Raw genomic sequence first — 23,841 nt, 5'->3', positions numbered from 1 at the left:
ACGTTAGAACGCGCCCCTGAGAAAGGCCCTGCTGACCGGCATCTCGGTACGTACAATCAGCAGAGAACCGATGGCTAGAACCAGATCATGCCGGATCGAAGGGTCCTGTGACTGACGTTCCAGCGCATAGAGTTCGTCCAGGGTCGGATCGATTGTGGCGGTCGTATGGGTCAGGGGCAGCTTGCGACGCAGCAGGTTGCGGACCAGCCCATCCACCGCCGTTACCGCCGTATCAGGCAGACTTCCATGCTCGGCAAGCTTACGCAGCATCAGCACGTTACGCCCGACGGTCAGAACGGACAGCGTTCCCCGCAGCATGGCTTCCGCCCGGTCGCTGGAGAGAGAGCCAGCAAAGCGCACGGCGCGCTCCATGCTCTGCGTACCCTCATTGATCCAGACATATTCGTCCATGACCACGCCGGGCAACGCCAGCCGTCGCAGGCTACGCTTGAGCTGGTAGCGCAGGACCTCGCCCGCGCGGGCGGGAGTGAATGGCAGCACGGCGCGGAAAATCACCACACCGGCACCAAGACCCAGCAAGAGCGCAATAGTGGTGTTGAACCAGCTGAGCTCGTTGATGCGCCCCTGGTTATCCATACCCAGCAAAAAGGGAAAGAACGTGCCGTAGGACGCCGCCATAACAGCAGTGGGCGGATTGCGGGACGCCAGACCGCCCAGCATCATGAAGAAGCCTGCCACAAGACAGAAGAACGGATAGTTGGCCGTCACCGGCATGACGATGAATACCGGAATAACGCTCGCCAGAGCAGCGAAAACCGCGCCGTAGAAGAAGGCCGCACTCAGCAGAACGGTATTCTCGAAGGTGGCAAAACGTGCACAGACCACGGCGATAAAGGTCAAAAACACGCTGCCCTGTGGCCAGGCAGTGACTTCCCAGACATAAGCGCCGAACAGCAGGGCCACAGTCGTACGCACGCCATTGCGCATCGAGGCACGCCAATCCGGATTGCGGGTCAGGCGATGGCGTTCGGACACGGGAGCCCCATCCACGCTGGCCCGATAGGAACGCAGCGTCTCGCACAGGTCGGACAACATGACTTCCACGCCGGTAAGAATAATCCCTTCATTCAGGGAATCCTCATCGTCGCGAGGCAAAATCGTCTGCATACGCCCCCGGCATTCGGCAAGAAGAGCTTCGATCTGGACGAGGGCGGCGATGCCACGTCGATCCGTGAGAAGGCGCTCCGGCAGGCCGTCCAGAGCTGTGGCCATTTCTTCAAGGAAAGGCCGCAGGGCTTCGGGCTGATGCGAGACAGACGTCATGCGCGTCCGCAGACCCAGCCCGCGTGACAGGACACGCGCGACAAGCCCGAGCGTGACATAGGCGTGCTCGACCTCGTTGCCTTCGCTGCGGATCTCAATACGGCTGAACTCGATCTGGTCGCTGGAAGCCTGCAACGAGCCCAGCAGAGTGGACAGGTCGTCCCTGGCACCCGGCTGCTGGCGGAGCACGGACGTCAGGGCAGGAATGGCCCGGGTCAGAATACCCTGAAGACGCTTGCGGAGTTCCTCGCGCGCCCGGCCTGCGACATTGGGCAGGGCAATCATACCCATCGCCGTCTCGCAGATCACACCGAGGAAAATGTAGGTACCGCGCGCCATTGCCACATTGAAGACGTGATCGGGCTCCTTGACCGCACCAAGCGCAATAATGGTGCAGGTATAGCCTGCCAGTACGAGGGCATAGCCGCGGAAGTTATGTGTCAGAGTCGCAAGACCGGCACACAACCCGACCCAGATGGCGAGAGCTGGCAGGAACAGCCAGGGATATTGTGGAAACGCCGCCATGAGCACGATGGCCATCACCATCCCGATCATGGTGCCAACGAGACGCCAGCGGCCCTTGGAAATACTCTCGCCACGGGAGTTTTGGGCGACGATCCAGACGGTCATGGCGGCCCATTGTGGCTCACCGAGTTCCATCCACAGCGCAATCGCCAGCGCCAGAAGCGAAGCGACCGTGGTGCGGAGAGCGAACATGACGGACGTGATGGACGGGGCAAACAGCCAGCCAAACCTCATGCCTGGTGCTGCCTTTCAGAAACTGTCTGACGGCCCGACTGCGGAGCCTCCGTGAGACCGTTACGCGCCGTCATGGTGTTTTTCAGCCTGCTTTTCGGGGAACGTGGCGTGTGAGGCTTCGCATAGTCACGAACTCTTCCGCGCTGGTGGGATGCAGACCGATCGTGCGATCGAAATCCCGCTTCGTCAGCTTTGCCGTAATCGCAATAGCGAGGCCCTGAATGATTTCGGGCGCATCGGGACCGATCATGTGAGCGCCAAGCACGATTTTGCTCTGCGCATCCACGACCAGCTTCATCAGGGTCTTGCCCTTGCGCCCCGACAACGTCTGACGCATCGGGGTGAAGCTGGACGTGTAGATGTCCACGTCATGGCTCTCCACGGCTTCTTCTTCGCTCAAGCCAACCGTGGCGAGCGGCTGGGAGAAGAATACAGCCTTGGGCGTCGTGGCGAAGGACCATTCGCGACCCGGCTCGCCAAACAGGCGTTCGGCCAGAATATGGCCTTCAGCAATAGCTGTGGGCGTAAGATTGTAGGTGTCCGTCACGTCTCCGATGGCATAAATGCCGGGGACATTGGTCATCGCATCATCGGGCGTGGCCGGAATCCGTCCGTCCCTCGTCGCCACGCCAGCATTGTCGAGTTTCAGTGGGGTCAGATTGGGATGACGCCCTGTCGCCATGAACACGCAGTCCGTCTCGATGACCTCCCCGCCTTCAAGATACAGACAGAAAATTTCGCCGACCTTCTCGATCCGCTCCGGAGAGCGACCGGGATGCGCCTTGATGCCGTTTAGTGGCAGCAGTTCGGACAAATGGGCGCGCAGTTCGTCGTCAAAGCCGCGTAGGGGATGGGGCTGCCGGAAGACCAGATCAACCGTGGAACCAAGCCCTGCGAAAATACCCGCGAACTCAACGCCAATATACCCACTGCCAATCACGGCAACGCGTTCTGGACGGTCCGTCAGATGGAACGCATCGTCCGAGACGATGGCATGTTCCGCCCCGGGGATATCCAGACGCGTAGGCGTGGACCCCGTGGCGATGACGATTTTCTTTGCCCGAATGCGCTGGACGGGTGCATCCGGCGCGAGTTCGGACGGCCCAATCTCGACGGTATGGGCGTCCACGAAACTGGCATCGCCCGTAAACAGCGTGACCCCGGCCTTTTCCAGCATCGAGACATAGATGCGGTTGAGGCGCTCGATCTCGCGGTCCTTGGCGCTGATCAGCGTGGACCAGTCATGCGCGACCGGCGCGACATCCCATCCATAAGCCGGGGCATCGGGAATCTCGCGGCCATAATCAGCCGCATAGACCATCAATTTCTTGGGCACACAGCCCAGATTGACGCAGGTTCCGCCCCAGTGACGGCGCTCCGCAATTGCGACGCGCGCTCCGTTCTGGGCGGCGATACGCGCGCAGCGCACACCGCCCGATCCGGCACCAATAACGAACAGATCAAAATCCTGCATCATTCCGGCCTTTCGTACCCTTTTGAGACCTCAGCGCTCTGCGAAGGCCTTCTCAACGACATACGAACCCTGATGGCTCATATTGCCTTCCTCGAAACCCATACGCTCCAGCAGGGCTTCGGTGTCAGCCAGCATTTCCGGCGAACCGCAGATCATGACGCGGTCATGCTCAGGATCGAGCTTGTCGATGCCCAGATCCTCGAAGATCTTGCCCGTCTCGATCAGCTTGGTGATGCGATCGGTCACGGCATAATCTTCACGCGTCACGGCTGGGTAATAACGCAGCTTGTCCTTGACGAACTCGCCCAGGAATTCATGCTCCGGCAGTTCATGGCGAATGTGGTTCTCATAGGCCAGCTCACCTGAAATGCGGACGGTGTGGCTGAGGATCACGTTCTCATAGCGCTCATAGGCCTCGGGGTCCTTGATGAGGCTCATGAACGGCGCCAGCCCCGTTCCCGTAGACAGGAAATACAGGTTGCGGCCCGGCTTGAGGTTATCGAGCAGCAGCGTGCCAACCGGCTTGCGGCCGATCAGGACCGTATCGCCGACCTTCACATGGCGTAGACGCGAGGTCAGCGGGCCATCGGGAACCGCGATGGAGAGGAACTCCATGTTGTCTTCGTAATTGGCGGACGCGATCGAATAGGCGCGCAGGAGCGGCTTGCCTTCGACCTCAATGCCAATCATCGCGAACTGGCCATTCTCGAAACGCAGGCCCGGGTCACGCGTCGTGGTGAAGCTGAACAGGCGGTCCGTCCAGTGATGGACTGTCAGCACCTTCGCCGGATACAGATGAGCGTATTCCTTGCTGGGTTCAGCCAGACGATACTGCTTCGGATGGCCTTCAAACGGCACCAGGCCGGTCAGGGGCTCGTCGATTGTTGGAGTCGGTGCGGCAAAAGTCGAGGTGGACATGTCTGGTTCTGTCTCCGGGGCGGAACGGATAACAGGTCACGGACCTGATAAGAGTCGGGTCTTTTAGCCCAATCATTGCCGCTCGGGAAACCCATGCGCGTTGAAGCGCATGCCGGAATGACGCACAAGACTCTTATGACAGACGACTCCATGCCGGACGCCACGCTTTCCGATACTCTTTCCCCGGCCGAACGTGCCCTTCAGCGGGCCGAGGCCGAATTCGGAACCTCGCTCGACATCACGTCACGCGAGCGCCCTGCCCTGCTGCGTCAGGTTGCGCGCAGGCTTGAAGGCCCCGAGGCGAGCCTGTCTCATGACGGGCTGATCGAAGCGCTATGCGTCGTACGCCGCAAGACCTGGGCCTCACAGCTCATGAATGTCTGCCGTCGGGCCGGTGAGGTCTGGATTGGCAAAGCCGACACTCTGGACGCCGCCACACGCACGCATGACCCGCGCGCCGACATGCCTGCCCTGCGCCGAACCCTCGACGACGTTCTGATGGCGCGTTGGCAGGAAATGGGCGATTCTCCTCGCGCCGTGCTTGAAGACGTTCGGGCTGATCTGGCCGATACCGGAGTGATCCTGTCGAGCGGTCAGCTTGAAAAACTGTCCCAGAGCATCGCAGCCGCTTTCGGCAGCGTCGATCTCGGGTTCGAGGACGATCTGCGAATTGCCGAGGAACGTCGCGCTCGCGAACAGGCCGATATTCAGGCCCGTGCCGAAGAACGCAGGGCGCGTGAGCTTGAACGGCTGCGCGAGTGGGAAGCAGGACTGATCAGCTTCGATGAGCTGCCAAACGTCCTGCACTGCTCGCGTCGTGAAGCTCTGCGCTGGATTGCCGAAAACCGGATTCCCGTTGCCCGCCGCGAAACGCGCACGGACGGGATTGAACTGTTCTTCTTCGATCCAACAGAACTCAAGCGTCTCCGAACGTTCCTGCCGCAATGGCGCAGTGGAACCAAAGACCGGCCGGAAGTTCTGGATCTGGGCAACAAGGCCGGCAATGCCGCGATTGCCCGCGTTGCCGCGCTGGACCGGTTTGCCGGGCATTTCCGCACTGCCCGTGCGCTGAAGCGTCGCATCACGCTGGTGACGGGGCCAACGAACTCCGGAAAATCCTATACGGCGCTTAATGCTCTGGCGAATGCCGAGAGCGGTCTGGCCCTCGCCCCCCTACGCCTTCTGGCCCATGAGTTCCGCGAATCCCTGCTCTCACGCGGCGTTCCGGCATCATTGTCTACGGGTGAAGAGCGGATTGAGATGCCGGGCGCGCGTCATCTGGCAGCGACGGTCGAGATGTGTCCGTTCCACAACCCTGTGGATGTGGCGATTATTGACGAAGCCCAGATGCTCGCCGATCCGGACCGTGGCGCCGCCTGGACGGCGGCCATCATGGGTGTTCCGGCGCGGCATGTCTTCATCCTCGGCGCGCCGGACTGCATCCCGCTGGTCAAGCGCATTGCCGAACTTTGCGATGATCCGGTGGATGAGATCCACCTCGAACGCAAAAGCCCGCTCAAAGCAGGTGAGACCTTGCATCTTGATGAACTGAAGCCCAGCGATGCAGTCATCGCTTTTTCGCGCCGCGAAGTACTGGATCTGCGTGCTGAACTCATGGCGCGCGGGCGTCGTGTCGCCGTAGTCTATGGTGCCCTGAGCCCGGAAGTCCGCCGTGCCGAAGCCGCCCGTTTCAACAATGGCGAAGCCGATATCCTCATTGCGACGGATGCGATCGGCATGGGGCTAAACCTCTCAATCCGACGCGTAGTGTTCAGTGCGCTCCGCAAGTTCGACGGACGCCAGACTCGCGATCTGGTTTCACAGGAAGTCAAGCAGATCGGCGGCCGTGCCGGACGTTACGGCAAACATGAAAGCGGGCTGGTCTGCTTACTGGCGGGTGCTGGCAGTCCGACATTTGTCCGAAAAATGCTGAGCGCTCCGCCCGAGGAGATCAAGGAACTCCGTCCCCTTGTGCAGCCGGATTCAGATATCGTCCGGGCCGTGGCCGAAGAGATTGGCAGTGACAGTCTCTACGGCGTTCTGACACGCATCAAACACGCCGTTCTGCGTGCTGATGACCCGAACTACCGCCTTGCCGACATGGAGCAGGCGCTGGAAATCGCAGCTGCTCTGGAAGGCGTGGAAAACCTCGATCTTTCGACACGCTGGACGTATGCCATGTGCCCGATTGATGAGCGGGACAATGGCATTCAGCGACTTGTTCAGTGGGCCGCGGATCATGCAGCCGGACGCTCGGTACCGCCGCCGGGTACGGGGCGTCTTCCGCATCCAGAGCAGGCAGGGCGCGAAGAGCTGGAAAGGGCCGAGAAGCGGCACAAGCGACTGGTCGCCTGGCGGTGGCTGGCACTGCGATTCCCGGACGCCTATCCGGCCCGTCAGGATGCGGAAATTAACACATCCATTCTCAATGACTGGATTGAACAGGTCCTGCGTACGCAGAGCCGGATGCGCGAAAGCCAAAAGCAGCAGCGCATCGGAGGCCGCCCAGGCCGCGGCAGCCATAGTGACAGACCCGGCAATAGGACGGGTTTTTCCAGCCCCAAAAAACCGGGGAGCCGCAGTTTCCCCGCGAAGGGAAACCGGCGGCCGGGGGGACCGCGCAAGCGGCCATCATAAAACGCAGGCCGGCCTGACGTCTGTCGGGCCGGGAGATCAGGCTCTTTTAGACTGAGCGGCAGGCTTTGCGTCCTGCTCTTCGCCTGTTCTGTTGCGCACACGACGCTCGATCCATTTCTGGGCCTGAAGCTTGATGAGAGGATCAAGCTGCCGGTAAAGCATAAGCATCGTATTTTCGTCGGGAGTAAGCGTTGCCTGGATGGCCTTATAGGCCATTCCTGTCAGCAGCACTTCAGGTTCAACGCCCAGCACCTGCGCAAGACTACCCAGATGCTTGCCGACATGCCCCGAGCGACCAGTTTCCCAAAATGCCACAGCCGAGCGCGAGATCCCGACTTTATCCGCAAGCTGCTGCTGGCTCAGCCCCGCCATCTCCCGAAGCAACCGGATGCGACGCCCGAGTTCCAGCCCCGGAGAAAGCTGAGCCGCTGGGATGGCGTCTCTGGTCAATACGGCCTCCGTCTCTCTGATCCATGCCCTGTACGCCGCCTCGGAAGCCTGCGTCAGAGCCAGCGACTGGTTTTCCACCCGGAACCCCACCCAGCCGGCCCCCAGAGTCATAATCTCCCTGACCTCACCTGCCCCCTGCTTGGCAGTAAGCGATGCCGTCCATTTCTGTCCCAACCCAAGCTGGATCGTTGTTTTCATTCCCAAGCCTCCGGCATGATAGCAATAGCGCGTTACGCCGTGCGACAAAAAACCTCTGCCGGTCAGAGGACTCCCGCAATGACACGGAAGAAGATCTTTCTGCTCCCCCATCTGAATTATGGAGAAAGCCGGGTAACACTAGTCTCGTTTCCGTTTTCAGGGAAAGAGGTGCGATACCCCTCTACCCTTTCAAAAAAATCGTGAAATATCAAAAGTTTTTTTGGAATCAGACCTAGAATGACTGTGGGCAGACCTACTGTGCATCCTGCGGGACAAGGAGCATCGTGCCAACGGAACCACTTCCATGCAACACAAGATGACTGTCACTATCACGCGACCATGAATTTACGCTCGGCAGAAAAACTCCGATCGGCTGCTCCTGCGCCATCAGGGGCGGCGGGCAGGCCTTCCGCGTCATGGCGAGCGGCAGAAAATGAAGTGTCTGACCCGAAAGGGTAAAATGCCCCATCAGGCGGTTGCAACCATCCGTGCCGTAAACCGTGCCATCGTGTTGCAGCGTCAGGCCGGGCGCTTCGGCGGTATTGTCGAAATGAAGGCTACCTACGCTCTGGATCCGCCAAGCACCGTAAGGAGCGCGGATGGCCGTTCCCGCCACATGCCGCAGCAGGAGTTGGGGATGAGCCAGAGGCGTGCCACCGTCCGGCGTAGCAAAAAGTCTGCGTCCCTCAACCGTAATTTCGGCATTCAGCACATAATGTCCTCCCGGGGGCAGAGCCGGGTAGGTCAATGTGTAAGGGATAGGTACTCCGCGATGGATCTCTTCGCGCTGCTCGGCCATGACCAGGGGGGCGCCATGAGTGGCACCCGTATCTTCAATCCAAACACTCAGGACAGCACCCGGCGGCAGGGCCATGCGCTCACGGTACAGAGCCTCACCGTGCAGAGTGCGCATACTGTCCGCCTCGGCGGGGCATGAGGCGAGAACGGAGCCTGCGGTTAGAAGAGCCAACGCGAAACGGCGGATCGTGATCATGCCTGAAAGTCCTTAGCCGATGCGGTTCAGCCCGCCCATGTAAGGACGCAGAACCTCTGGAACATCGATGCTGCCATCTTCGTTCTGATATGTCTCCATCACAGCGATCATCGTCCGACCGACAGCAAGACCGGATCCGTTAAGCGTGTTGACGAAGGCCGGCCCGTTTTCTGCACGATAGCGCGCATTCATGCGGCGTGCCTGAAAATCGCGCGTGTTGGAGCACGAGGAAATCTCGCGCCATGCCTTCTGGCCTGGCAGCCACGCTTCCAGATCGAACGTCTTGGCAGCACCAAACCCCGTATCGCCCGCGCAGAGCAGCATCCGACGGAAGGTGATGCCCAGACGCTCCAGAACCGTCTCGGCGGCCTGAGTCATGCGCTCGTGCTCGGCCTCGCTGTCTTCGGGACGCACGACCGACACCAGTTCGCATTTCGTGAACTGGTGCTGGCGCAGCATCCCACGCACGTCGCGTCCGGCGGAACCGGCTTCGGAGCGGAAACACTGGGAGAGCGCAGTCATGCGGATCGGCAGGGAGTCAGCGGGCAGGATATCGCCCATGACGGACGCCGTGAGCGGGACTTCGGCGGTCGGGATCAGCCAGCGGCCGTCTTCGGTACGGAACGAGTCCTCGGCGAATTTGGGCAGCTTGTCCGTGCCATACATGGCGTCGTCATTGACCAGAAGCGGCACGCTGGTTTCGCTGTAGCCAAACTCGGACGTGTGGGTGTCGAGCATGAATTGACCCAGAGCACGCTCCAGACGGGCAAGTGCGCCACGCAGGACCACAAACCGCGTGCCGGACAGTTTGGCCGCGGTCGGAAAATCCATCAGACCAAGCGCTTCGCCAAGCTCGAAATGCTGTTTCGGCTCGAAAGCCAGCTTGCGCTTTTCGCCACGGACATGAACGATTACGTTGTCGTCTTCGCTCCTGCCGTCCGGGACAGAGGCGTCAAGACGGTTCGGCAGGGCTTTCAGCACATCGTCGATCCGGGTCTGGATCGTATTGGCACGCTCTTCCAGACCTGCGATCTGGTCACGTAAGGCCACGGCCTTTGCTTCAATCTCAGAGGTGTCGAGCTTCTGCCGCTTGAGCAGGCCGATTTCCTTGGCCAGTGCCTTGCGTGCACCTTGTGCTTCCTGAAGCGCGGCGAGTGCGGCACGGCGTTCTTCATCGTCACTGACAAGCTGCTGCCCCACGGGTGACAGGCCCCGACGTGCGAGAGCAGCGTCAAAAGCGGCCGGGTCGGCGCGCAGGGCTTTCAGGTCATGCATGGTTCAGGGCTCCGGCAGGTATTATCAGTCTTCGTCGGCGGCCATCGGTTTCGGTTCCACGAACCGGGCCGTCAGGATGGATACTTCGTACAGTGCGACGAGGGGAATGGCGAGGCTCAGCATCGTAATCGCATCTGGCGGCGCAATGACGGCCGCAACAGCAAAGGACGCCACGACTGCATAGCGACGAAAACGCTTGAGTTGCGCTACGCTCAGCAGCCCCACCCGGACCAGCAGCGTCAGAATGACGGGCAGTTCGAAACAGACCCCAAACGCCAGGATCATTTTCGTGACCAGCGTCAGATATTCTGAGACCTTGGCCTGAAGTTCGATTTGCATGCCGCCATCAGTGTTCTGCGGCGTCTGAAACGACAGGAAGAACTGCCACGCGTACGGAAAGACCACATAATAGGCGAGTGCCGCCCCGATCAGGAACATGATGGGCGTAGCGACCAGAAACGGTGCGAAGGCGCGCTTCTCGCTGCGGTACAGGCCGGGTGCAATAAAGATCCAGGCTTGAATGGCGATCATTGGAAAGGATAGGCAGGTCGCGCCGAAAACGGCCACACGGATGTAGGTGAAGAAGGCCTCATACAGCGCGGTGTAGATCAGGTGCGGCTGTTCGCCGTTCTTACGCATGATGTTGCCGAGCGGGGCCGCCAGAAAGCGGTAAATCTCGCCCGAAAAATGGTAGCAGATGGCAAACGCGATTACGAAGGTCACGATCGACCAGATCAGGCGTTTGCGCAGCTCCACAAGATGTTCGAGGAGCGGCATCGGCGTGTCGTTGATGCTGTCAGTGTCGGTCATTCGCCGTCCTTTCCGCTCGCGATGGGGATGCGCCTACCGGCGTGGATGGCCCGGACGGGCGGGAGGATGTCGGGCGCGAGCCAGCGGGAGCGCTCATGCTGGAGCCGCCGTGCCGTGCTGGGCGGGAGAATGGACGGAGCGCCCGCGACATCTTCGTTGACATCCAGCTCTTCCTGCACGGGCAGGTCCACGACTGGCTCGAACTGCGGACGGGCATTGTAGGGCAGCGTTTCCAGATCGGTCAGGGGCGGCGGGGGAAGTGGTGGCGCGGGCGGAACCTTGGGCAGATCGGCCGCGGACGCTTTTGCAGGTGTGTCGAGCTCCAGACTGCGCCGGATGGAATTGTCGCCGTCGATCGCCTTCGTGACACGGTCGCGCAGGTTGAAATTCTTCAGATCCCGGAACTGATCCCGGGCCTCGGACAGATCAGCCTCACGAACCATCTCGTCGACATGGGACTGGAATTCAGCCGCCATGCGCCGCATCGCCTTTAACCCGTTCGACAGGGTGCGGATCGCAACCGGCAGGTCCTTCGGGCGGATGAAGATCATCGCCACCATCACGAACAGCGCGATTTCCGAGAAACTGAAGTCAAACATGCATTATTCCTAGCCTGTCTGCTCCGTTCCGCCTACGGCAGAAGCATCGCCTTCTGCTTCTGTGGGCGCGCGGTCCAGCAGGAAGTCTTCCCGGCGAGGTAACCCCCGGAGATCCGGAAGGCTGAAACTTTCCAGAAAAACAGCGGTGGTGCCCCATAATACGGGCCGGCCTGGAACGTCCTTGCGGCCTTTGGGAGCGATCAGACTGTCTTCCAGCAGGGCATCGAGAACGGCCTGCCCGAGCGAAACACCACGGATGGCTTCAATTTCCGCACGGGTGCAGGGCTGATGATAGGCGATGATCGCCAGTGTTTCCATCGCGCCACGGCTGAGGCGGCGGGGCTTTTCCACGATTTTTATCAGAGCGGACGCGAATTCCGAGCGGGTGCGGAACTGCCAACCGCCAGCGACCAGCACCATTTCCACGGCATGATCGGCATAACGACTGCGGACGGCATTAAGCGCGTCCTCGACCGGCACGGAAATGGACTGGGCGGTCAAAAGATCGGCGATCGCCGCAGGCTTAACGGGATCGGGGCTGGCGAAAACAAACGCCTCCACAAGCAGACAGGCGCGATCGAGCATTGTGGGATCTGTCATGAAGGCGAGGCCGCCCGCCATTCGATTTCCCCGAACGCTTCGGGCTGGCGCAGTTCAAGCGCGCCGCCCTTGGCCATTTCCAGCCCTGCGAGCAGCGTACCGGCAAGTGCCGCATTACGCCCGTATGGCCCTTCCTCTCCGTCCAGTTCGTTCGGCTCCGGGAGAAGGGACGTCAGGGTGTGCCAGCCGATAACATGATCTGTCCCGAGCAGGCGCTTAAGACGGGATAGCGCATCCTGCACGCTCCAGTACCGACGGGCACGCGGCGCATAGACGCGCCGGCGCCCCGTTCTGCGACGGGCAGAAAGATAGGCTGTGATCAGCGCGGGCATGTTCACGCGCAGGCCAGAGCGGTCAATTTCGGTATGATCCTCGCCCTGCCCCCGCCGGAACACGTCCAGACCCAGACGGGGCTGTTCCGCGAGCCAGCGGGCGGCAGCGCGCATCCGCTCCAGTTCGATCAGGCGTTCCTGAAGCAGCTCGATGGCGTCTTCGGCGTCCGGGTCTTCGTTTTCGGCAGGCAGGAGCAGCTTGGATTTTAGCCAGGCGAGCCAGGCGGCCATGACCAGCCAGTCTGCCGCCAGTTCCAGCCGCAGGCTCCGCGCTTCCGCACGTGCCTTTTCCACGACTGCCAGATATTGCTCCACCAGTTGCAGGACGGAGATTTTCGCCAGATCCACCTTCTGCTTGCGGGCTAGATCGAGGAGCAGGTCCAGCGGCCCCTCAAACCCGTCAAGCGTCAGGTGGAGTGTCTCGCTCAAACGCCAGCTCTCAGAACTGGGCTGGCGTGCAGGCGACGGACTGCGCGTGCAGCTTCACGCAATAGGCGCGTGCGGATTTGAGATCCGCAAAGCCACCGATCCGCAGACGCACGAAGGTATGGTCACCGCGTGTGGTCTTTTCGAACAGCGGCGTATGGCCTGCGAACAGGGCCGGAGCCTGATGGCGCAGACTGTCCCATTCCTTGCGGGCCGCGGCTTCGCTGTCGAGCGCGCCGAGCTGGACTTCATGCGTCCCACGCGATGTTTCCGCCTTCTCCGCAGCCGGAGCAGCGGCTTTCGGCGGTCCAACATTCTCAGGATCCGGAAGCGGCGCGGGAAGCGGCTTCTCGGCAGGTCGTGCGGCATGATGGACGGGCGCCTCTTCCTTTTTCGGCGCTTCGGCAGGTGCGGCAGCCTGATCCTGCAGCTTCTCCGGAACCGTGGCAGGCAGCGCGGTGCCCGGAGACATCTGCCCAGTGTCGGCTGGCGCGGCTGCTTCCGGAGCAGGCGTCTGGGCTGCCGGCGCGTTATCCGGTGCTGCACCATCTGCCTTGGGAGCATCGGTCTTTGGTGCTTCCGGAGCAGGCGTTCCGGGCGGGACGCCATATTGACGGGCCAGTGCCTTCGTATCCGGCTGCTCCGGACCCGGAGCAAGATGCGCCTCGCCATTGCCGGTCATGTCGGTGTCGCCGTCATCACCGCCCATGATCTGCATCCCGCCCGGATCGGCCGGACGGTCCTTCACGGGGCCCGGCGGCGGACCTATAATGGGAATGCCGCCATGATGGCTGCCCATAAGCGACCAGCCGCCAACCGCCAGCAGCAGCACAACGCCGATGCCCACTGCGCCACCAACCAGCTTGCGGGTGGCGGGGTCGTTACCCAGCACGGACGTCAGACGCCCTGCCCCGGACGCACCGCCGGCGGTAGCCGGGCGGCGGCGCGGTGGGGGTTCGTCGTCATAATCGTTGCTCAGGCGTTCGCGCTCGAAACGCGTCTGCGGACGCGCTCCTGGAGCCGGACCCGCAGGCTGTTTCGGGGTACGGGCGTAATCGCCCGGATCGGGGCGGTTGCGGTCCTGATCGTTTTCCGGACTCATCGCATTTCCTCTACCGGCACGACGCCGAGAATGGTGAGGGCACAGCGCAGCGTTCCTGCAATCGCCGAGACCAGCGCCAGCTTGGCGAGGCTGGTTGCGCGGTCGTTCTCATGCAGGAAGCGCAGGGTGGTGTCTTCGCGGCCCCGGTTCCACAGGGCGTGGAAGTCAGACGCCAGATCAATGCAATAGGTCGCGATCCGGTGCGGTTCACGCGCCGTAGCCGCGGCTTCCACACTGCGGGGGAACGCGGCCAGACGGCGCAGAACGGCCAGTTCGACGTCCGAAGACAGGTTGGTCAGGTCAGCACCGCATAGGGCTTCCGGCGTCACGGACTCCGTACCGAACATCGTCTCTGCCGAGCGTAAGACCGAGCGGCAACGGGCGTGGGCATATTGGACGTAGAACACCGGATTGTCGCGCGTCTGGGCGACGACAGCATCCAGATCGAACTCCATCTGCGCGTCGGCCTTGCGGGTCAGCATCGTGAAGCGCACAGCGTCACGGCCCACTTCGTCCAGTAGATCACGCAGGGTCACGAACGTACCAGCGCGCTTGGACATCTTCACCGGCTCGCCATTTTTCACGACGCGCACGATCTGGCACATCACGACTTCAAAGCCGGTCTTGCCATCCGTCAAAGCGGAAATGGCGGCCCGCATCCGCGAGACGTAACCGCCATGATCAGCGCCGAGGACGTCGATCAGGACGTCAGCATTTTCAGCTTTCTGGGCATGATAGCCGATATCATTGGCGAAGTAGGTGTTGGTGCCGTCGGATTTGCGGAGCGCACGGTCCTGATCGTCGCCGAACTCCGTGGAGCGGAAGAGCGTCTGCGGACGGGCTTCCCAGTCTTCCGGCATCTTGCCCTTCGGCGGCTCCAGCACGCCCTCATAGAGCAGGCCTTTGCTGTCGAGCTTGGCGATCGCGGCGTCGACACGACCACTGGCCAGCGTTTCAGCTTCGCTGGCGAAGACTTCATGCGAAATGCCGAGCGCTTCCAGATCCTCGCGGATGGCAGCCATCATCTGCGTCAGCGCTTCACGACGCACAGTCTCGAACCAGACGGACGGATCTGCCGGGCCACCTTCGGCATTGGCGAGCGAACGTCCGTGCTTTTCAGCGATGCTTTGCGCGACGGGGATCAGGTACTCGCCCTGATATTGCAGGCCGTTCGGGGTCAGGGCGCCGAATTCGTCTGCCGGGATGTCCGTGCCGATGGCCTGAAGATAGCGCCAGTATGTGGCCCAGGTCAGGGCGACAACCTGAGTTCCGGCATCGTTGATATAGTATTCGCGCGTCACCGGACTGCCTGCGGCTTCGAGCAGGTTGGCCAGCGCATCACCCACCACGGCACCACGGCAATGACCGACATGCATCGGGCCGGTCGGGTTGGCTGAGACGTATTCCACGTTCACGCGCCTTCCCTGCCCCATCGTGGAGCGGCCGTAGCGGTCGCCCGCCTTGAGAACGGAAACAGCCACGCCCTGCAGGACTTCGGGCTTGAGTGTCAGGTTCACAAAGCCCGGACCGGCAGCTTCGGCCTTCGCGATCCCCGGCAGCTCGGAGAGTTTCACGACCAGTTCGGCGGCAATATCGGCGGGTTTGCGGCGCGCGGGCTTGGCGGCCAGCATCGCGGCGTTCGTTGCCATATCACCATGGGACGGGTCGCGAGTGGGGGTCAGGTCGACGCGCTGCACCACCTCTTCCGGCAGGCCGGGGACGACCGATCGCAGAGCGTCGCACACCTGAACCCGGGTGCGGGCAAAGAGACAATCAGTCGTAAGGGTCGTGTTGTCAGCGGCCATTTCAGCTCGATTCCTGTAACGCGTCTTCAAATCAGAGGCTCTATCAGCCCAGCACGGAGAGGTCCGTCAACCGTCGATGTTCTTCCATCGCGAAACGATCGGTCATTCCGGCAATATAATCGGCCACCAGACGCCTGCGCTGTACGTCATCAGCGGCTTTCGCCCGGCCCCGCAGCGGATCGGGCAGAAGGCCGGGATCTTCGGACAGGATGTCGAAAATTTCGCGCACGGCGATCTTGGCCTTCCGCGCCATGCGGTTGACGCGCCAGTGGCGGTACATGTTGGCATAGAGAAACTTGCGGATGGTCTTGTTGGCCTCACGCATTTCCGGGCTGAACGCCACCACGGGATAGCCGGCATTACGGATGTCGTCGGCCGATTGCGGATTGAGCGCTTCGAGGTTCCGGCGCGTCTGGTCCGTCAGGTCGGTGGCGAGCTGGTTGATGACGACGCGGATGGTTTCATGACGCACGCGCTGGGCCTGATCGGACGCCTCACGCCCGATCTGACGCTCCATCTCGCGGGAGCGGCGCAGGGCGTCTCCGACCAGCGGCAGGTCTTCAATATCCTCAAAAGACAGCAGCCCGGCGCGCAGACCGTCATCGAGATCGTGGCCGTGATAGGCGATATCATCTGACATGGCCGCCACCTGCGCTTCGGCCGAGGCGTGGCTTTGCAGGTCGAGATGATGTTTTGCGTCGTATTCCGCGAAATAGGGCGTCGGGCGTTTGACCGGGCCGTTATGTTTGGCGAGGCCCTCCAGCGCTTCCCATGTCAGGTTCAGGCCATCAAAGGCGTGGTAGCGGGCTTCGAGCGCAGTCACGAGCCGCAGGGATTGGGTGTTGTGATCGAAGCCACCCCAGTCCTTCATCGCAAGTGCGAGGGCGTCTTCCCCGGCATGGCCGAACGGCGTGTGACCGAGATCGTGAGCAAGCGCCACGGTTTCGGTCAGATCCTCATTAAGGTCCAGATTGCGGGCGATGGAGCGGGCGATCTGCGCGACTTCGAGCGAATGTGTCAGGCGTGTGCGGAAAAAATCGCCTTCGTGATTGATGAAGACCTGTGTCTTGTATTGCAGGGTCCGGAACCCTGCAGAATGCAGCACGCGGTCACGGTCCCGCTGCCAGGGCGAGCGGACCGGGCTTTCCACTTCAGGGTAGAGTCGGCCCCTGAAATCCGTAGGGGAGCCGGAATCCTGTACCGCGTAGATCGCTACCATCAAGACATGTCCTGCGTGAGCCGTCGGGCCGAGAGAGCGCCGTTTCGGGCGGCCCACGGGGTCATTCTACGCCAGCATTGTGCCCGCGCAAGCATGCCTCCTCTACCCACCCCTTTGCTCTGGGGGACGCTCTGGCCATATAATCAGGACCGCAGTTGTCTTTTCAGAAGAGTCCGGGAACCAGAACCCATGTCCGACACCGTGCCTTTCAGCGTTTCCGCTAGTGCGGCCGCCCGCATCAAGGAGATCATCGCAGCCCAGCCAGAACCTGAGGGGCTGGCGCTGCGCGTGGCGGTTCTGGCCGGAGGATGCAACGGGTTTCAGTACCAGTTCAAACTGGAGCGCGATCAGGCCGCGGATGATGTCGTCATCGAGCGTGACGGCGCTCGCGTATTTGTGGATACGACCAGCCTCGACCTGCTGGAAAACGCTGAACTGGAATTCGTGGACAAGCTGATGGGCGCGCATTTCACGGTCACGAACCCGAATGCAGCTTCATCATGCGGCTGCGGCACCAGCTTCTCGCTGGCCTGATCCGATGAGCACGACGCCGTTCACCTTCGCAAGCTGGAACATCAACTCCATCCGCGCCCGCGCCCATCACGTTCAGGACTGGCTGGAACGCCATCCGGACTGCGATCTGCTGTGCCTTCAGGAAATCAAATGCGAGGACAGCCAGTTTCCGGCCGTGTTCGCAGAAGCCGGACTGCACGTCGCGACCTCGGGACAGAAAGCCTATAACGGCGTGGCCCTGATTGGACGCCGCCCCTTCACGGTGACGCACCATGCGCTTCCGGGCTTCGATCATCCGTCCGCCCGTTATATCGAGGCGGAACTCGATGGCATCACGATCGGCAATCTGTATCTACCCAACGGTAATTCCGGCGGTGAGGACGGTTACGCGACCAAGCTGGCGTTTTTCGACGCTTTAGCGGAACGGGCGCGTGTTCTGCTGGAGGCGGAGAAACCGTTTGCGTTCATCGGGGACTTCAATGTCTGCCCGACGGACGAAGATCTCGCGCCCGGCGCGCTATCACCTAACGACGCACTGGTACGCCCTGAAACGCGCGCAGCATTCCGCAAGTTAAAATGGATGGGGCTGACGGATGCCCTGCGCACGCTCTACCCTGCAGGCCGGCATTACACGTTCTGGGATTATCAGGCGGCGGCGTTCCAGCGAAATTCGGGCCTGAGGATCGATCATGCACTTCTGTCGCCTCGTATGGCCGAACGCCTGACAGCTTTCGTGATCGACCGGGACGAGCGGGCAAAGGAAAAGGCCTCCGATCACGTCCCAGTTCTCGTTACAGTCTGAACATACAAGGGGAATGCGTTGTTCCCCTTGCATCCCCTCATGCGTGTCGCAGATTAGGTTTTCTACTCAGATGGCCCGACTGCCACTGATACCCGTTGCCGCTCCAGCGCCAGTAGCCCGGTACCCAACGCAGGTCTCCGCGATGGGACGGGATGGTCTCCGGCAGCGTATGTGGAGGCGGAGGCGGCTGACGGTATGGGCCGCTATAGGGCACAAACTGGGCATGGGCTGTTCCCGACATCGGCGCAATCGCCATCGTACCTGCAAACAGGGCGGAAACAGCCAAGATCCCTGACAGATGTTTCAGCATCAATGCTCTCCTTTCCATGACGTTTTGTCACGGAAAGATGATGACGGGCGCGCCTTGGCGTAGCTGAGGCGCATCTGTGGCGGAATCCGGGCAGATCATGATTTTGTGTTACATGCATGACGCCCTCCCCTACGCCTGTAACGGAAAGATACAGAAGTTGATTCGTGTCTTTTGAGATACAAATTTAGAGTTAAATTTATTTCCAGCCTTTGAATTTGAATATTTTATATTGACTGTATCATTTTTGACGCAGTACGTAGTGTGTGCCTACATCTTGCACATCCGGTTCGCACGCCATTACCGCAGACCCTCATTTCGTTTTTTCGTTGGGGGTTTTATCATGTACACAGACTGGCGGATTGCGGCCTGTATTCTCGGCAGCGTCTGGGCCTTCCCGCTTCGCGCCCAGGCCCCCGCCTATTTCATGCCCGCACATCATACCGCCCGCACACGAATACCCCGTTCGGATGCCCTGCGGGATCCTGCGCTGCTAGACAGCATGACAGGCCGATCCGGGTCAGGCGGATTAAGTTTTGACCAGACAGGAACGTCCCCCGTGGTGCGACGGGAGTGGATGAAGCTGGATCTGTCGAATCTCTTAAAAATTGGCCCTCTGGACGTCGAACGGGCAGCACAATCGCCGTTAATGGAAGAAAAAGGCGTGACGACGACTTTTGCCTATCCGCTAAAATCACTTCCGGGCGTGGACCTGACGGCGAGCTTCTTCGGAGGACACCGCGATACCATCCAGGGTGCCGCAGGCGGCAGTGCAGCTGTGACGGCGGGCATTCGGGTCCACTGGTAGTTCCGCGCAGACCACACTTGGAAATAACGAAGCAGAACAGGCAGCATAAAAAAACCGGCATCTCCCGAATGGAAGATGCCGGTTCTGCAACAGCAAGCGAGGCTGCTTAAGGTTTACTTGCTGGCGGTCGGCTTGGGCTTCGGCAGATCGAGCGCAAGATGAAGCTCCTTCAGACGGGCCGGCTCGACCGGGGCCGGCGCTTCCATCATCAGGTCCTCGCCGCTCTGGTTAAGCGGGAAAAGGATGACCTCGCGAATGTTCGGCTCATCGGCCAGCAGCATCACGATACGGTCCACGCCCGGTGCGGCGCCACCATGCGGCGGAGCGCCGTAACGGAAGGCGTTCAGCATGCCGCCGAAACGCTCTTCCACGACTTCGGGGCCATAGCCTGCAATCTCGAAGGCACGCAGCATGACTTCCGGCAGATGGTTCCGGATGGCGCCAGAGGACAGTTCCACGCCGTTACAGACGATATCGTACTGATAGGCGTTGATCGTCAGCGGGTCCTGCGTGTTCAGAGCATCGAGCCCCCCCTGAGGCATGGAGAACGGGTTGTGCGAGAAGTCGACCTTCCCGGTTTCCTCGTTCAGCTCAAACATCGGGAAGTCCACGACCCAGCAGAAGCGGAACGCATTCTTCTCGATCAGGTCCAGTTCGGTTGCGACCTTGGTGCGGACGACGCCAGAGAACTTGGCGACCTCATCACCCTTGCCAGCGGCGAAGAACACGGCGTCTCCGGCCTTGAGGCCACAGGCTTCACGAATGCTCTCAACGCGCTCGGCTTCAAGATTCTTGGCAATCGGGCCCTTGCCGCCTTCTGCCTCGAAAATGATGTAGCCCAGACCACCGGCACCGCTTTCACGCGCCCAAGTGTTGAGCTTGTCGAAAAAGCCGCGCGGACGATCCCCAGCACCCGGAGCCGGGATCGCACGGATCTGGCCACCGGACGCTGCGATCTTGGCGAACAGACCAAAACCGGAATCGCGGAACGCTTCCGTCACGTCCTTGATAATCAGCGGGTTGCGCAGATCCGGCTTGTCGGAACCGTAGTCGCGCATGGAATCGGCATACGGAATGCGCGGGAATGCGCCGTCCGTGATTTTCCAGCCTTCGGGCGTAAACTCGTTGAACACGCCTGCGAGGACGGGTTCGAGCACCGTGAAGACGTCTTCCTGCGTGACGAACGACATCTCGAAATCGAGCTGATAGAACTCACCGGGGCTGCGGTCAGCGCGGGAGGCTTCGTCACGGAAGCAGGGTGCGATCTGGAAGTAGCGGTCGAAACCGGCAACCATCGCAAGCTGCTTGAACTGCTGCGGAGCCTGCGGCAGGGCATAGAACTTACCCGGATGCAGACGGGCCGGGACAAGGAAGTCACGCGCGCCTTCGGGAGACGAGGCCGTCAGGATCGGTGTCTGGAACTCGGTGAAGCCCTGCGCGATCATACGCTGACGCAGGCTCGTGATGACCTTGCTGCGGAGCAGGATGTTCTGGTGCATCTTGTCGCGGCGCAGGTCGATGTAACGATACTTCAGACGCAGGTCTTCGGGGTAGTTCTCGTTGCCCGCCACCTGGAATGGCAGGACCTCGGCGCTGGAACGGATTTCCAGAGCTTCGGCCAGAACTTCCACATCACCGGTCGGCAGGTTCGGGTTGCGCTGCGACCCATGACGGACCACGACTTTCCCGGTCACTGTGATGACGCTTTCCACGCGCAGACGCTCGGCTTTTTCCAGCAGGTCCGTACCAGCAGGGATGACGATCTGCGTCACACCGTAGTGATCGCGCAGGTCGATGAACAGCAGGCCGCCATGATCGCGCTTGCTGTGGACCCAGCCGGAAAGACGGACAATCTGCCCGGCATTCTCCTCACGCAGAGCGCTACAGTCATGGGTGCGGTATGGATGCATATCGGGCCTCTTCAACGTCCTGTGCGGATAAGTGGGCGCAGGAAGCCGGGACGGCCCTCTCATGTCAAGTTTTCTGCGACTTCAGAGGGCCTCTCCGGCCTTTTCCTGCATAAAACCATCGAAATCGATCGCCGCCAGAGCCATCTCTGCCGCATGCCCCGACCCGGCCAGTGCGATAGGCTTTCCATCCTTGAGATAAGTCGCAAGGAACCTGAAACCCCGGATATCCCCTTCCAGCGCCACGTTGTCGAAGCTTTCGCCCCAGCCCAGAAGTTCAATTTTCTTGCCGAACTGCTGTGTCCAGAACCACGGCAGCGGTACGTTGGGCGTGTCATGCCCCATCATCGCAAGAGCCGCGATCCGTCCTTGCACTTCGGCATGGCGCCAATGCTCGATTCGCCGTGGTGCTCCGTCATGAAAAACCGCGGATGCGTCCCCGGCTGCGTAGACGCCGGGGACGCATCCGGCCTCACCACCTCTAGTCACGCGCATCTGACCGTTCACGACGATCGCACCGCTCTCATCACGCTCCAGACCGGACACGTAATCCGTGACGGGCATCACACCCACACCAAGCAGTACGAACGCGGCAGGCAGACGGGTGCCGTCGTCGAGTTCCACACCTGAAGCCGTTCCGTTCTTGCCGTCCTTGGCATAGATCTTCGTGACCCGAGCATCCGAGACGAATGCCACGCCGTTTTCTTCATGCAACTGGCGCAGACGAATACCGATTTCGCGGCCAAACTGCTTTTCCATCGGGATTTCGGTATCGGAAATAACAGTCACCCCGACCCCACGCTGCCGTAGGGACGAGGCCGCTTCAAGCCCGATAAATCCTGACCCCACGATCGTTACCGCCAGATCGGGATCCAGAATGGCGGCGATCCGCTCCGCATCCACCCCACGATGCAGCGTATAGACGCCCTTCATGTCCACGCCCGGAATATCCGGCTTTCTGGTTACGGCCCCCGTCGCGATCAGGACGTGATCCGCCGTCAACTCCATCCCGTCCTCCAGTCTGGCCGTGCGGGTCTGCGGATCGAACTGCGCCACATGGCCGCAGACGCGGGTAATGCCGCGTTGAGTATAAAATTCCTCTTCCCGAAGCAGGGGCGCATGGGCTTTTTCAGACTCGCTGACAAGGACGGTCTTGCTCAGGGCGGTACGATCGTAAGGAAGATCTTTTTCCTCACTGACCATCGTGATGGTGCCCGCAAAACCTTCCGCCCGGAGCGTCACCGCAGCGCTGACAGCGGCAGCCCCGGCGCCGAGAAGCAGAACACTTTCGTTTTCCTGTCGTTTTTCCGAAGCCTGACGTTGCTTCGGCTTCAATCCGACCAGCACACGGCCATCAACAACCTGCACCGGGTACTGTGACAGAGGATCGAGTGCCAGTGGTTCGACGAGACTGCCATCCGTCGCATCAAAAACCGCCTTGTGCCAAGGGCAGACCAGCACACTTCCTTTTTCCGTCTTGCAAAAAGCCCCCTGCTCCAACGGTGCCTCCTTGTGGGGGCATTTACCGGCGAAAGCATGCACATTCTCCCCGTCCCGAATGAGAACCACCGGCGTGCCGTCCAGGGAAAACGGCGTAATTTTCTCGTCTTCGAGCGCATCAAACGCACAGAGATCGCGGAAATCGGCAGTCAGGTCGGATTGGGACATCGAGTATGGCCTCCCGGCTGGGAAATGGGGACAGTCACGAAAGCGAACGCAGCATAAGCTGCCCGGTTGGCAAACATCAAAAAACCCGTCCGGACATCAGGTCCGGACGGGTTTTGAATGATGCCGACCTGAAAAAGGCAGGCTCAGAACATGTTGTCGAATCCGCCGCCGTCACCGCCACCGAAATCTCCGCCACCACCAACATCACCGCCGCCGCCAAAGTCGGAATCGGAGAAGCTGCCGGCATCGGTCCCGGCGCCGCCGAAGGGATCGAAGGCCGAAGCATCACTGCCGTAGTTGTTGATGATGGTGTCGCCACCCGCACCCCAGCCACCAGCCGCATCACCACCCGCACTATGATGATCGGAAAACAGGCCTTCAAGCGCATTGGCGGCCATCATACCGCCAGCCACACCAGCCGCTGTTGTCAGGGCCGAGCCGAGAAAGCCCGAACCGCCGCGCTGGAACATGCCCGGCTGATAACCCGGCGGATAACCGTACTGCTGCTGCGGCGCGAAATTCGGCGGCGGAGCGGCCTGTGCACCCCAGCCCGGCGGGGGCGCAGACTGTTGCGGACGGTTGCCTCCACCAAACAGGCCACCAAACAGGCCAGGCTTGGATGCGCCAGACTGCTGCACCTGTGCGAGCTGCTGCTGGGCCTGCTGAAGCTGGAACTCGAGCTGGCGGATGCGGTTCTGCGCCTGTGCCAGAGCAGCCTCCTGCACCACGGCCATCTGCGTGACGCGATAACGGGCTTCCGGGTATTTCTGGAAGTTGTCGGCAATGAAGCGGTCCGCCTCAGGATCGATCGGCGGCAGAGGGGCGGCCGGTGGCTGGCCTGGTCCCGTGACCTGCGGCCCTCCCCCGACACGGGCGACGAAACGGGCGATCAGATCGCGTTCTTCGTTGTTCATCGTCATCATCCTTCCAGATGAAGAAATTGCTGAGCCTCCA

At 61.0% G+C, this 23,841-nt stretch carries 21 protein-coding genes; 4 read left to right on the top strand and 17 right to left on the bottom strand.

The genetic code is table 11. From position 1 onward, the window contains the following. Positions 1-3 precede the first annotated feature (3 nt). The 3 genes from IGS75_RS10210 to IGS75_RS10200 form a co-directional block, all read right to left on the bottom strand. Positions 4-2,043: an FUSC family protein gene (locus IGS75_RS10210; protein ID WP_202256769.1), complete on the bottom strand. Its 2,040-nt coding sequence runs from the start codon at positions 2,041-2,043 to the stop codon at positions 4-6. Positions 2,044-2,125: 82 nt separating this feature from the next. Next, entirely contained in the window at positions 2,126-3,520 is a 1,395-nt protein-coding gene (gorA, locus tag IGS75_RS10205; RefSeq protein WP_202256768.1) for a glutathione-disulfide reductase, read from the bottom strand. A 27-nt stretch (positions 3,521-3,547) separates the two neighbouring features. Next, positions 3,548-4,435 carry a ferredoxin--NADP reductase gene (locus IGS75_RS10200; protein ID WP_141349800.1) on the bottom strand — a complete coding sequence of 296 codons (888 nt, stop codon included), beginning with the start codon at positions 4,433-4,435 and terminating at the stop codon, positions 3,548-3,550. Positions 4,436-4,570: 135 nt separating this feature from the next. On the opposite strand from IGS75_RS10200, the gene IGS75_RS10195 reads away from it, so the two are divergent. After that, entirely contained in the window at positions 4,571-7,072 is a 2,502-nt protein-coding gene (locus IGS75_RS10195) for a helicase-related protein (RefSeq protein ID WP_202258454.1), read from the top strand. A gap of 36 nt (positions 7,073-7,108) precedes the next feature. Here IGS75_RS10195 and IGS75_RS10190 read toward each other — a convergent pair whose 3' ends face one another. From IGS75_RS10190 to IGS75_RS10145, 10 genes are all read right to left on the bottom strand, one after another. Further along, a complete protein-coding gene (locus IGS75_RS10190) occupies positions 7,109-7,720 on the bottom strand; it encodes a helix-turn-helix domain-containing protein (protein ID WP_202256767.1) in 612 nt (203 codons plus the stop codon). A gap of 253 nt (positions 7,721-7,973) precedes the next feature. Further along, the gene (locus tag IGS75_RS10185; RefSeq protein ID WP_202256766.1) at positions 7,974-8,714 is read right to left on the bottom strand and encodes an META domain-containing protein; all 741 of its coding nucleotides are present in this window, start codon (positions 8,712-8,714) and stop codon (positions 7,974-7,976) included. A gap of 12 nt (positions 8,715-8,726) precedes the next feature. Further along, positions 8,727-9,989, bottom strand: a complete 1,263-nt coding sequence (serS, locus tag IGS75_RS10180; RefSeq protein ID WP_202256765.1) for a serine--tRNA ligase — start codon at positions 9,987-9,989, stop codon at positions 8,727-8,729. 24 nt (positions 9,990-10,013) lie between these two features. Further along, a complete protein-coding gene (tatC, locus tag IGS75_RS10175; protein WP_202256764.1) occupies positions 10,014-10,799 on the bottom strand; it encodes a twin-arginine translocase subunit TatC in 786 nt (261 codons plus the stop codon). Continuing rightward, a complete protein-coding gene (locus IGS75_RS10170) occupies positions 10,796-11,398 on the bottom strand; it encodes a Sec-independent protein translocase subunit TatA/TatB (protein ID WP_202256763.1) in 603 nt (200 codons plus the stop codon). Before IGS75_RS10170 ends, tatC begins: the two co-directional genes overlap by 4 nt. Before the next feature lie 9 nt (positions 11,399-11,407). Further along, positions 11,408-12,019, bottom strand: a complete 612-nt coding sequence (gene scpB, locus IGS75_RS10165) for an SMC-Scp complex subunit ScpB (protein ID WP_202256762.1) — start codon at positions 12,017-12,019, stop codon at positions 11,408-11,410. Beyond that, the gene (locus IGS75_RS10160; protein ID WP_202256761.1) at positions 11,995-12,759 is read right to left on the bottom strand and encodes a segregation and condensation protein A; all 765 of its coding nucleotides are present in this window, start codon (positions 12,757-12,759) and stop codon (positions 11,995-11,997) included. Before IGS75_RS10160 ends, scpB begins: the two co-directional genes overlap by 25 nt. 10 nt (positions 12,760-12,769) lie before the next feature. Further along, on the bottom strand, positions 12,770-13,858 hold the full coding sequence (locus tag IGS75_RS10155; RefSeq protein WP_141349786.1) for an SPOR domain-containing protein: 1,089 nt from the start codon (positions 13,856-13,858) through the stop codon (positions 12,770-12,772). Further along, a complete protein-coding gene (gene argS, locus IGS75_RS10150; protein ID WP_202256760.1) occupies positions 13,855-15,663 on the bottom strand; it encodes an arginine--tRNA ligase in 1,809 nt (602 codons plus the stop codon). Before argS ends, IGS75_RS10155 begins: the two co-directional genes overlap by 4 nt. A 43-nt stretch (positions 15,664-15,706) precedes the next feature. After that, a complete protein-coding gene (locus IGS75_RS10145) occupies positions 15,707-16,882 on the bottom strand; it encodes a deoxyguanosinetriphosphate triphosphohydrolase (RefSeq protein ID WP_062033709.1) in 1,176 nt (391 codons plus the stop codon). 189 nt (positions 16,883-17,071) lie between these two features. Between IGS75_RS10145 and IGS75_RS10140 the strand changes: the two genes are divergently transcribed. Further along, a complete protein-coding gene (locus IGS75_RS10140; RefSeq protein ID WP_086648917.1) occupies positions 17,072-17,416 on the top strand; it encodes a HesB/IscA family protein in 345 nt (114 codons plus the stop codon). A gap of 4 nt (positions 17,417-17,420) precedes the next feature. Beyond that, positions 17,421-18,197 carry an exodeoxyribonuclease III gene (xth, locus tag IGS75_RS10135; protein WP_202258452.1) on the top strand — a complete coding sequence of 259 codons (777 nt, stop codon included), beginning with the start codon at positions 17,421-17,423 and terminating at the stop codon, positions 18,195-18,197. A gap of 37 nt (positions 18,198-18,234) precedes the next feature. Here xth and IGS75_RS10130 read toward each other — a convergent pair whose 3' ends face one another. Then, positions 18,235-18,507: a YXWGXW repeat-containing protein gene (locus tag IGS75_RS10130; RefSeq protein WP_141349776.1), complete on the bottom strand. Its 273-nt coding sequence runs from the start codon at positions 18,505-18,507 to the stop codon at positions 18,235-18,237. A gap of 340 nt (positions 18,508-18,847) precedes the next feature. Between IGS75_RS10130 and IGS75_RS15550 the strand changes: the two genes are divergently transcribed. Continuing rightward, on the top strand, positions 18,848-19,312 hold the full coding sequence (locus IGS75_RS15550; RefSeq protein ID WP_141349774.1) for a hypothetical protein: 465 nt from the start codon (positions 18,848-18,850) through the stop codon (positions 19,310-19,312). Between the two features lie 113 nt (positions 19,313-19,425). Here the strand turns inward: IGS75_RS15550 and aspS are convergent, their stop codons facing one another. The 3 genes from aspS to IGS75_RS10110 form a co-directional block, all read right to left on the bottom strand. Beyond that, positions 19,426-21,222, bottom strand: coding sequence for an aspartate--tRNA ligase (gene aspS, locus IGS75_RS10120; protein ID WP_141349772.1), 1,797 nt, complete (start codon positions 21,220-21,222; stop codon positions 19,426-19,428). 81 nt (positions 21,223-21,303) lie between these two features. Continuing rightward, positions 21,304-22,887, bottom strand: coding sequence for an FAD-dependent oxidoreductase (locus tag IGS75_RS10115; protein ID WP_202256759.1), 1,584 nt, complete (start codon positions 22,885-22,887; stop codon positions 21,304-21,306). 143 nt (positions 22,888-23,030) lie between these two features. Further along, on the bottom strand, positions 23,031-23,801 hold the full coding sequence (locus IGS75_RS10110; protein ID WP_141349768.1) for a DUF2076 domain-containing protein: 771 nt from the start codon (positions 23,799-23,801) through the stop codon (positions 23,031-23,033). Between the last annotated feature and the right edge of the window lie 40 nt (positions 23,802-23,841).

The sequence above is a fragment of the Gluconobacter sphaericus genome (assembly GCF_016757795.1).
Taxonomy (GTDB): Bacteria; Pseudomonadota; Alphaproteobacteria; order Acetobacterales; family Acetobacteraceae; genus Gluconobacter; species Gluconobacter sphaericus.
The sequence above is the reverse complement of the archived record's forward strand: the minus strand, read 5'-3'. Positions and strand labels throughout refer to the sequence as shown.

What these genes read in the sequence shown, in the direction of transcription:
- IGS75_RS10210 (WP_202256769.1), bottom strand. Translation starts at nt 2,043, where the DNA reads ATGAGGTTTGGCTGGCTGTTTGCCCCGTCCATCACGTCCGTCATGTTC.
- gorA (WP_202256768.1), bottom strand. Translation starts at nt 3,520, where the DNA reads ATGATGCAGGATTTTGATCTGTTCGTTATTGGTGCCGGATCGGGCGGT.
- IGS75_RS10200 (WP_141349800.1), bottom strand. Translation starts at nt 4,435, where the DNA reads ATGTCCACCTCGACTTTTGCCGCACCGACTCCAACAATCGACGAGCCC.
- IGS75_RS10195 (WP_202258454.1), top strand. Translation starts at nt 4,571, where the DNA reads ATGACAGACGACTCCATGCCGGACGCCACGCTTTCCGATACTCTTTCC.
- IGS75_RS10190 (WP_202256767.1), bottom strand. Translation starts at nt 7,720, where the DNA reads ATGAAAACAACGATCCAGCTTGGGTTGGGACAGAAATGGACGGCATCG.
- IGS75_RS10185 (WP_202256766.1), bottom strand. Translation starts at nt 8,714, where the DNA reads ATGATCACGATCCGCCGTTTCGCGTTGGCTCTTCTAACCGCAGGCTCC.
- serS (WP_202256765.1), bottom strand. Translation starts at nt 9,989, where the DNA reads ATGCATGACCTGAAAGCCCTGCGCGCCGACCCGGCCGCTTTTGACGCT.
- tatC (WP_202256764.1), bottom strand. Translation starts at nt 10,799, where the DNA reads ATGACCGACACTGACAGCATCAACGACACGCCGATGCCGCTCCTCGAA.
- IGS75_RS10170 (WP_202256763.1), bottom strand. Translation starts at nt 11,398, where the DNA reads ATGTTTGACTTCAGTTTCTCGGAAATCGCGCTGTTCGTGATGGTGGCG.
- scpB (WP_202256762.1), bottom strand. Translation starts at nt 12,019, where the DNA reads ATGGCGGGCGGCCTCGCCTTCATGACAGATCCCACAATGCTCGATCGC.
- IGS75_RS10155 (WP_141349786.1), bottom strand. Translation starts at nt 13,858, where the DNA reads ATGAGTCCGGAAAACGATCAGGACCGCAACCGCCCCGATCCGGGCGAT.
- argS (WP_202256760.1), bottom strand. Translation starts at nt 15,663, where the DNA reads ATGGCCGCTGACAACACGACCCTTACGACTGATTGTCTCTTTGCCCGC.
- IGS75_RS10145 (WP_062033709.1), bottom strand. Translation starts at nt 16,882, where the DNA reads ATGGTAGCGATCTACGCGGTACAGGATTCCGGCTCCCCTACGGATTTC.
- IGS75_RS10140 (WP_086648917.1), top strand. Translation starts at nt 17,072, where the DNA reads ATGTCCGACACCGTGCCTTTCAGCGTTTCCGCTAGTGCGGCCGCCCGC.
- xth (WP_202258452.1), top strand. Translation starts at nt 17,421, where the DNA reads ATGAGCACGACGCCGTTCACCTTCGCAAGCTGGAACATCAACTCCATC.
- IGS75_RS10130 (WP_141349776.1), bottom strand. Translation starts at nt 18,507, where the DNA reads ATGCTGAAACATCTGTCAGGGATCTTGGCTGTTTCCGCCCTGTTTGCA.
- IGS75_RS15550 (WP_141349774.1), top strand. Translation starts at nt 18,848, where the DNA reads ATGTACACAGACTGGCGGATTGCGGCCTGTATTCTCGGCAGCGTCTGG.
- aspS (WP_141349772.1), bottom strand. Translation starts at nt 21,222, where the DNA reads ATGCATCCATACCGCACCCATGACTGTAGCGCTCTGCGTGAGGAGAAT.
- IGS75_RS10115 (WP_202256759.1), bottom strand. Translation starts at nt 22,887, where the DNA reads ATGTCCCAATCCGACCTGACTGCCGATTTCCGCGATCTCTGTGCGTTT.
- IGS75_RS10110 (WP_141349768.1), bottom strand. Translation starts at nt 23,801, where the DNA reads ATGAACAACGAAGAACGCGATCTGATCGCCCGTTTCGTCGCCCGTGTC.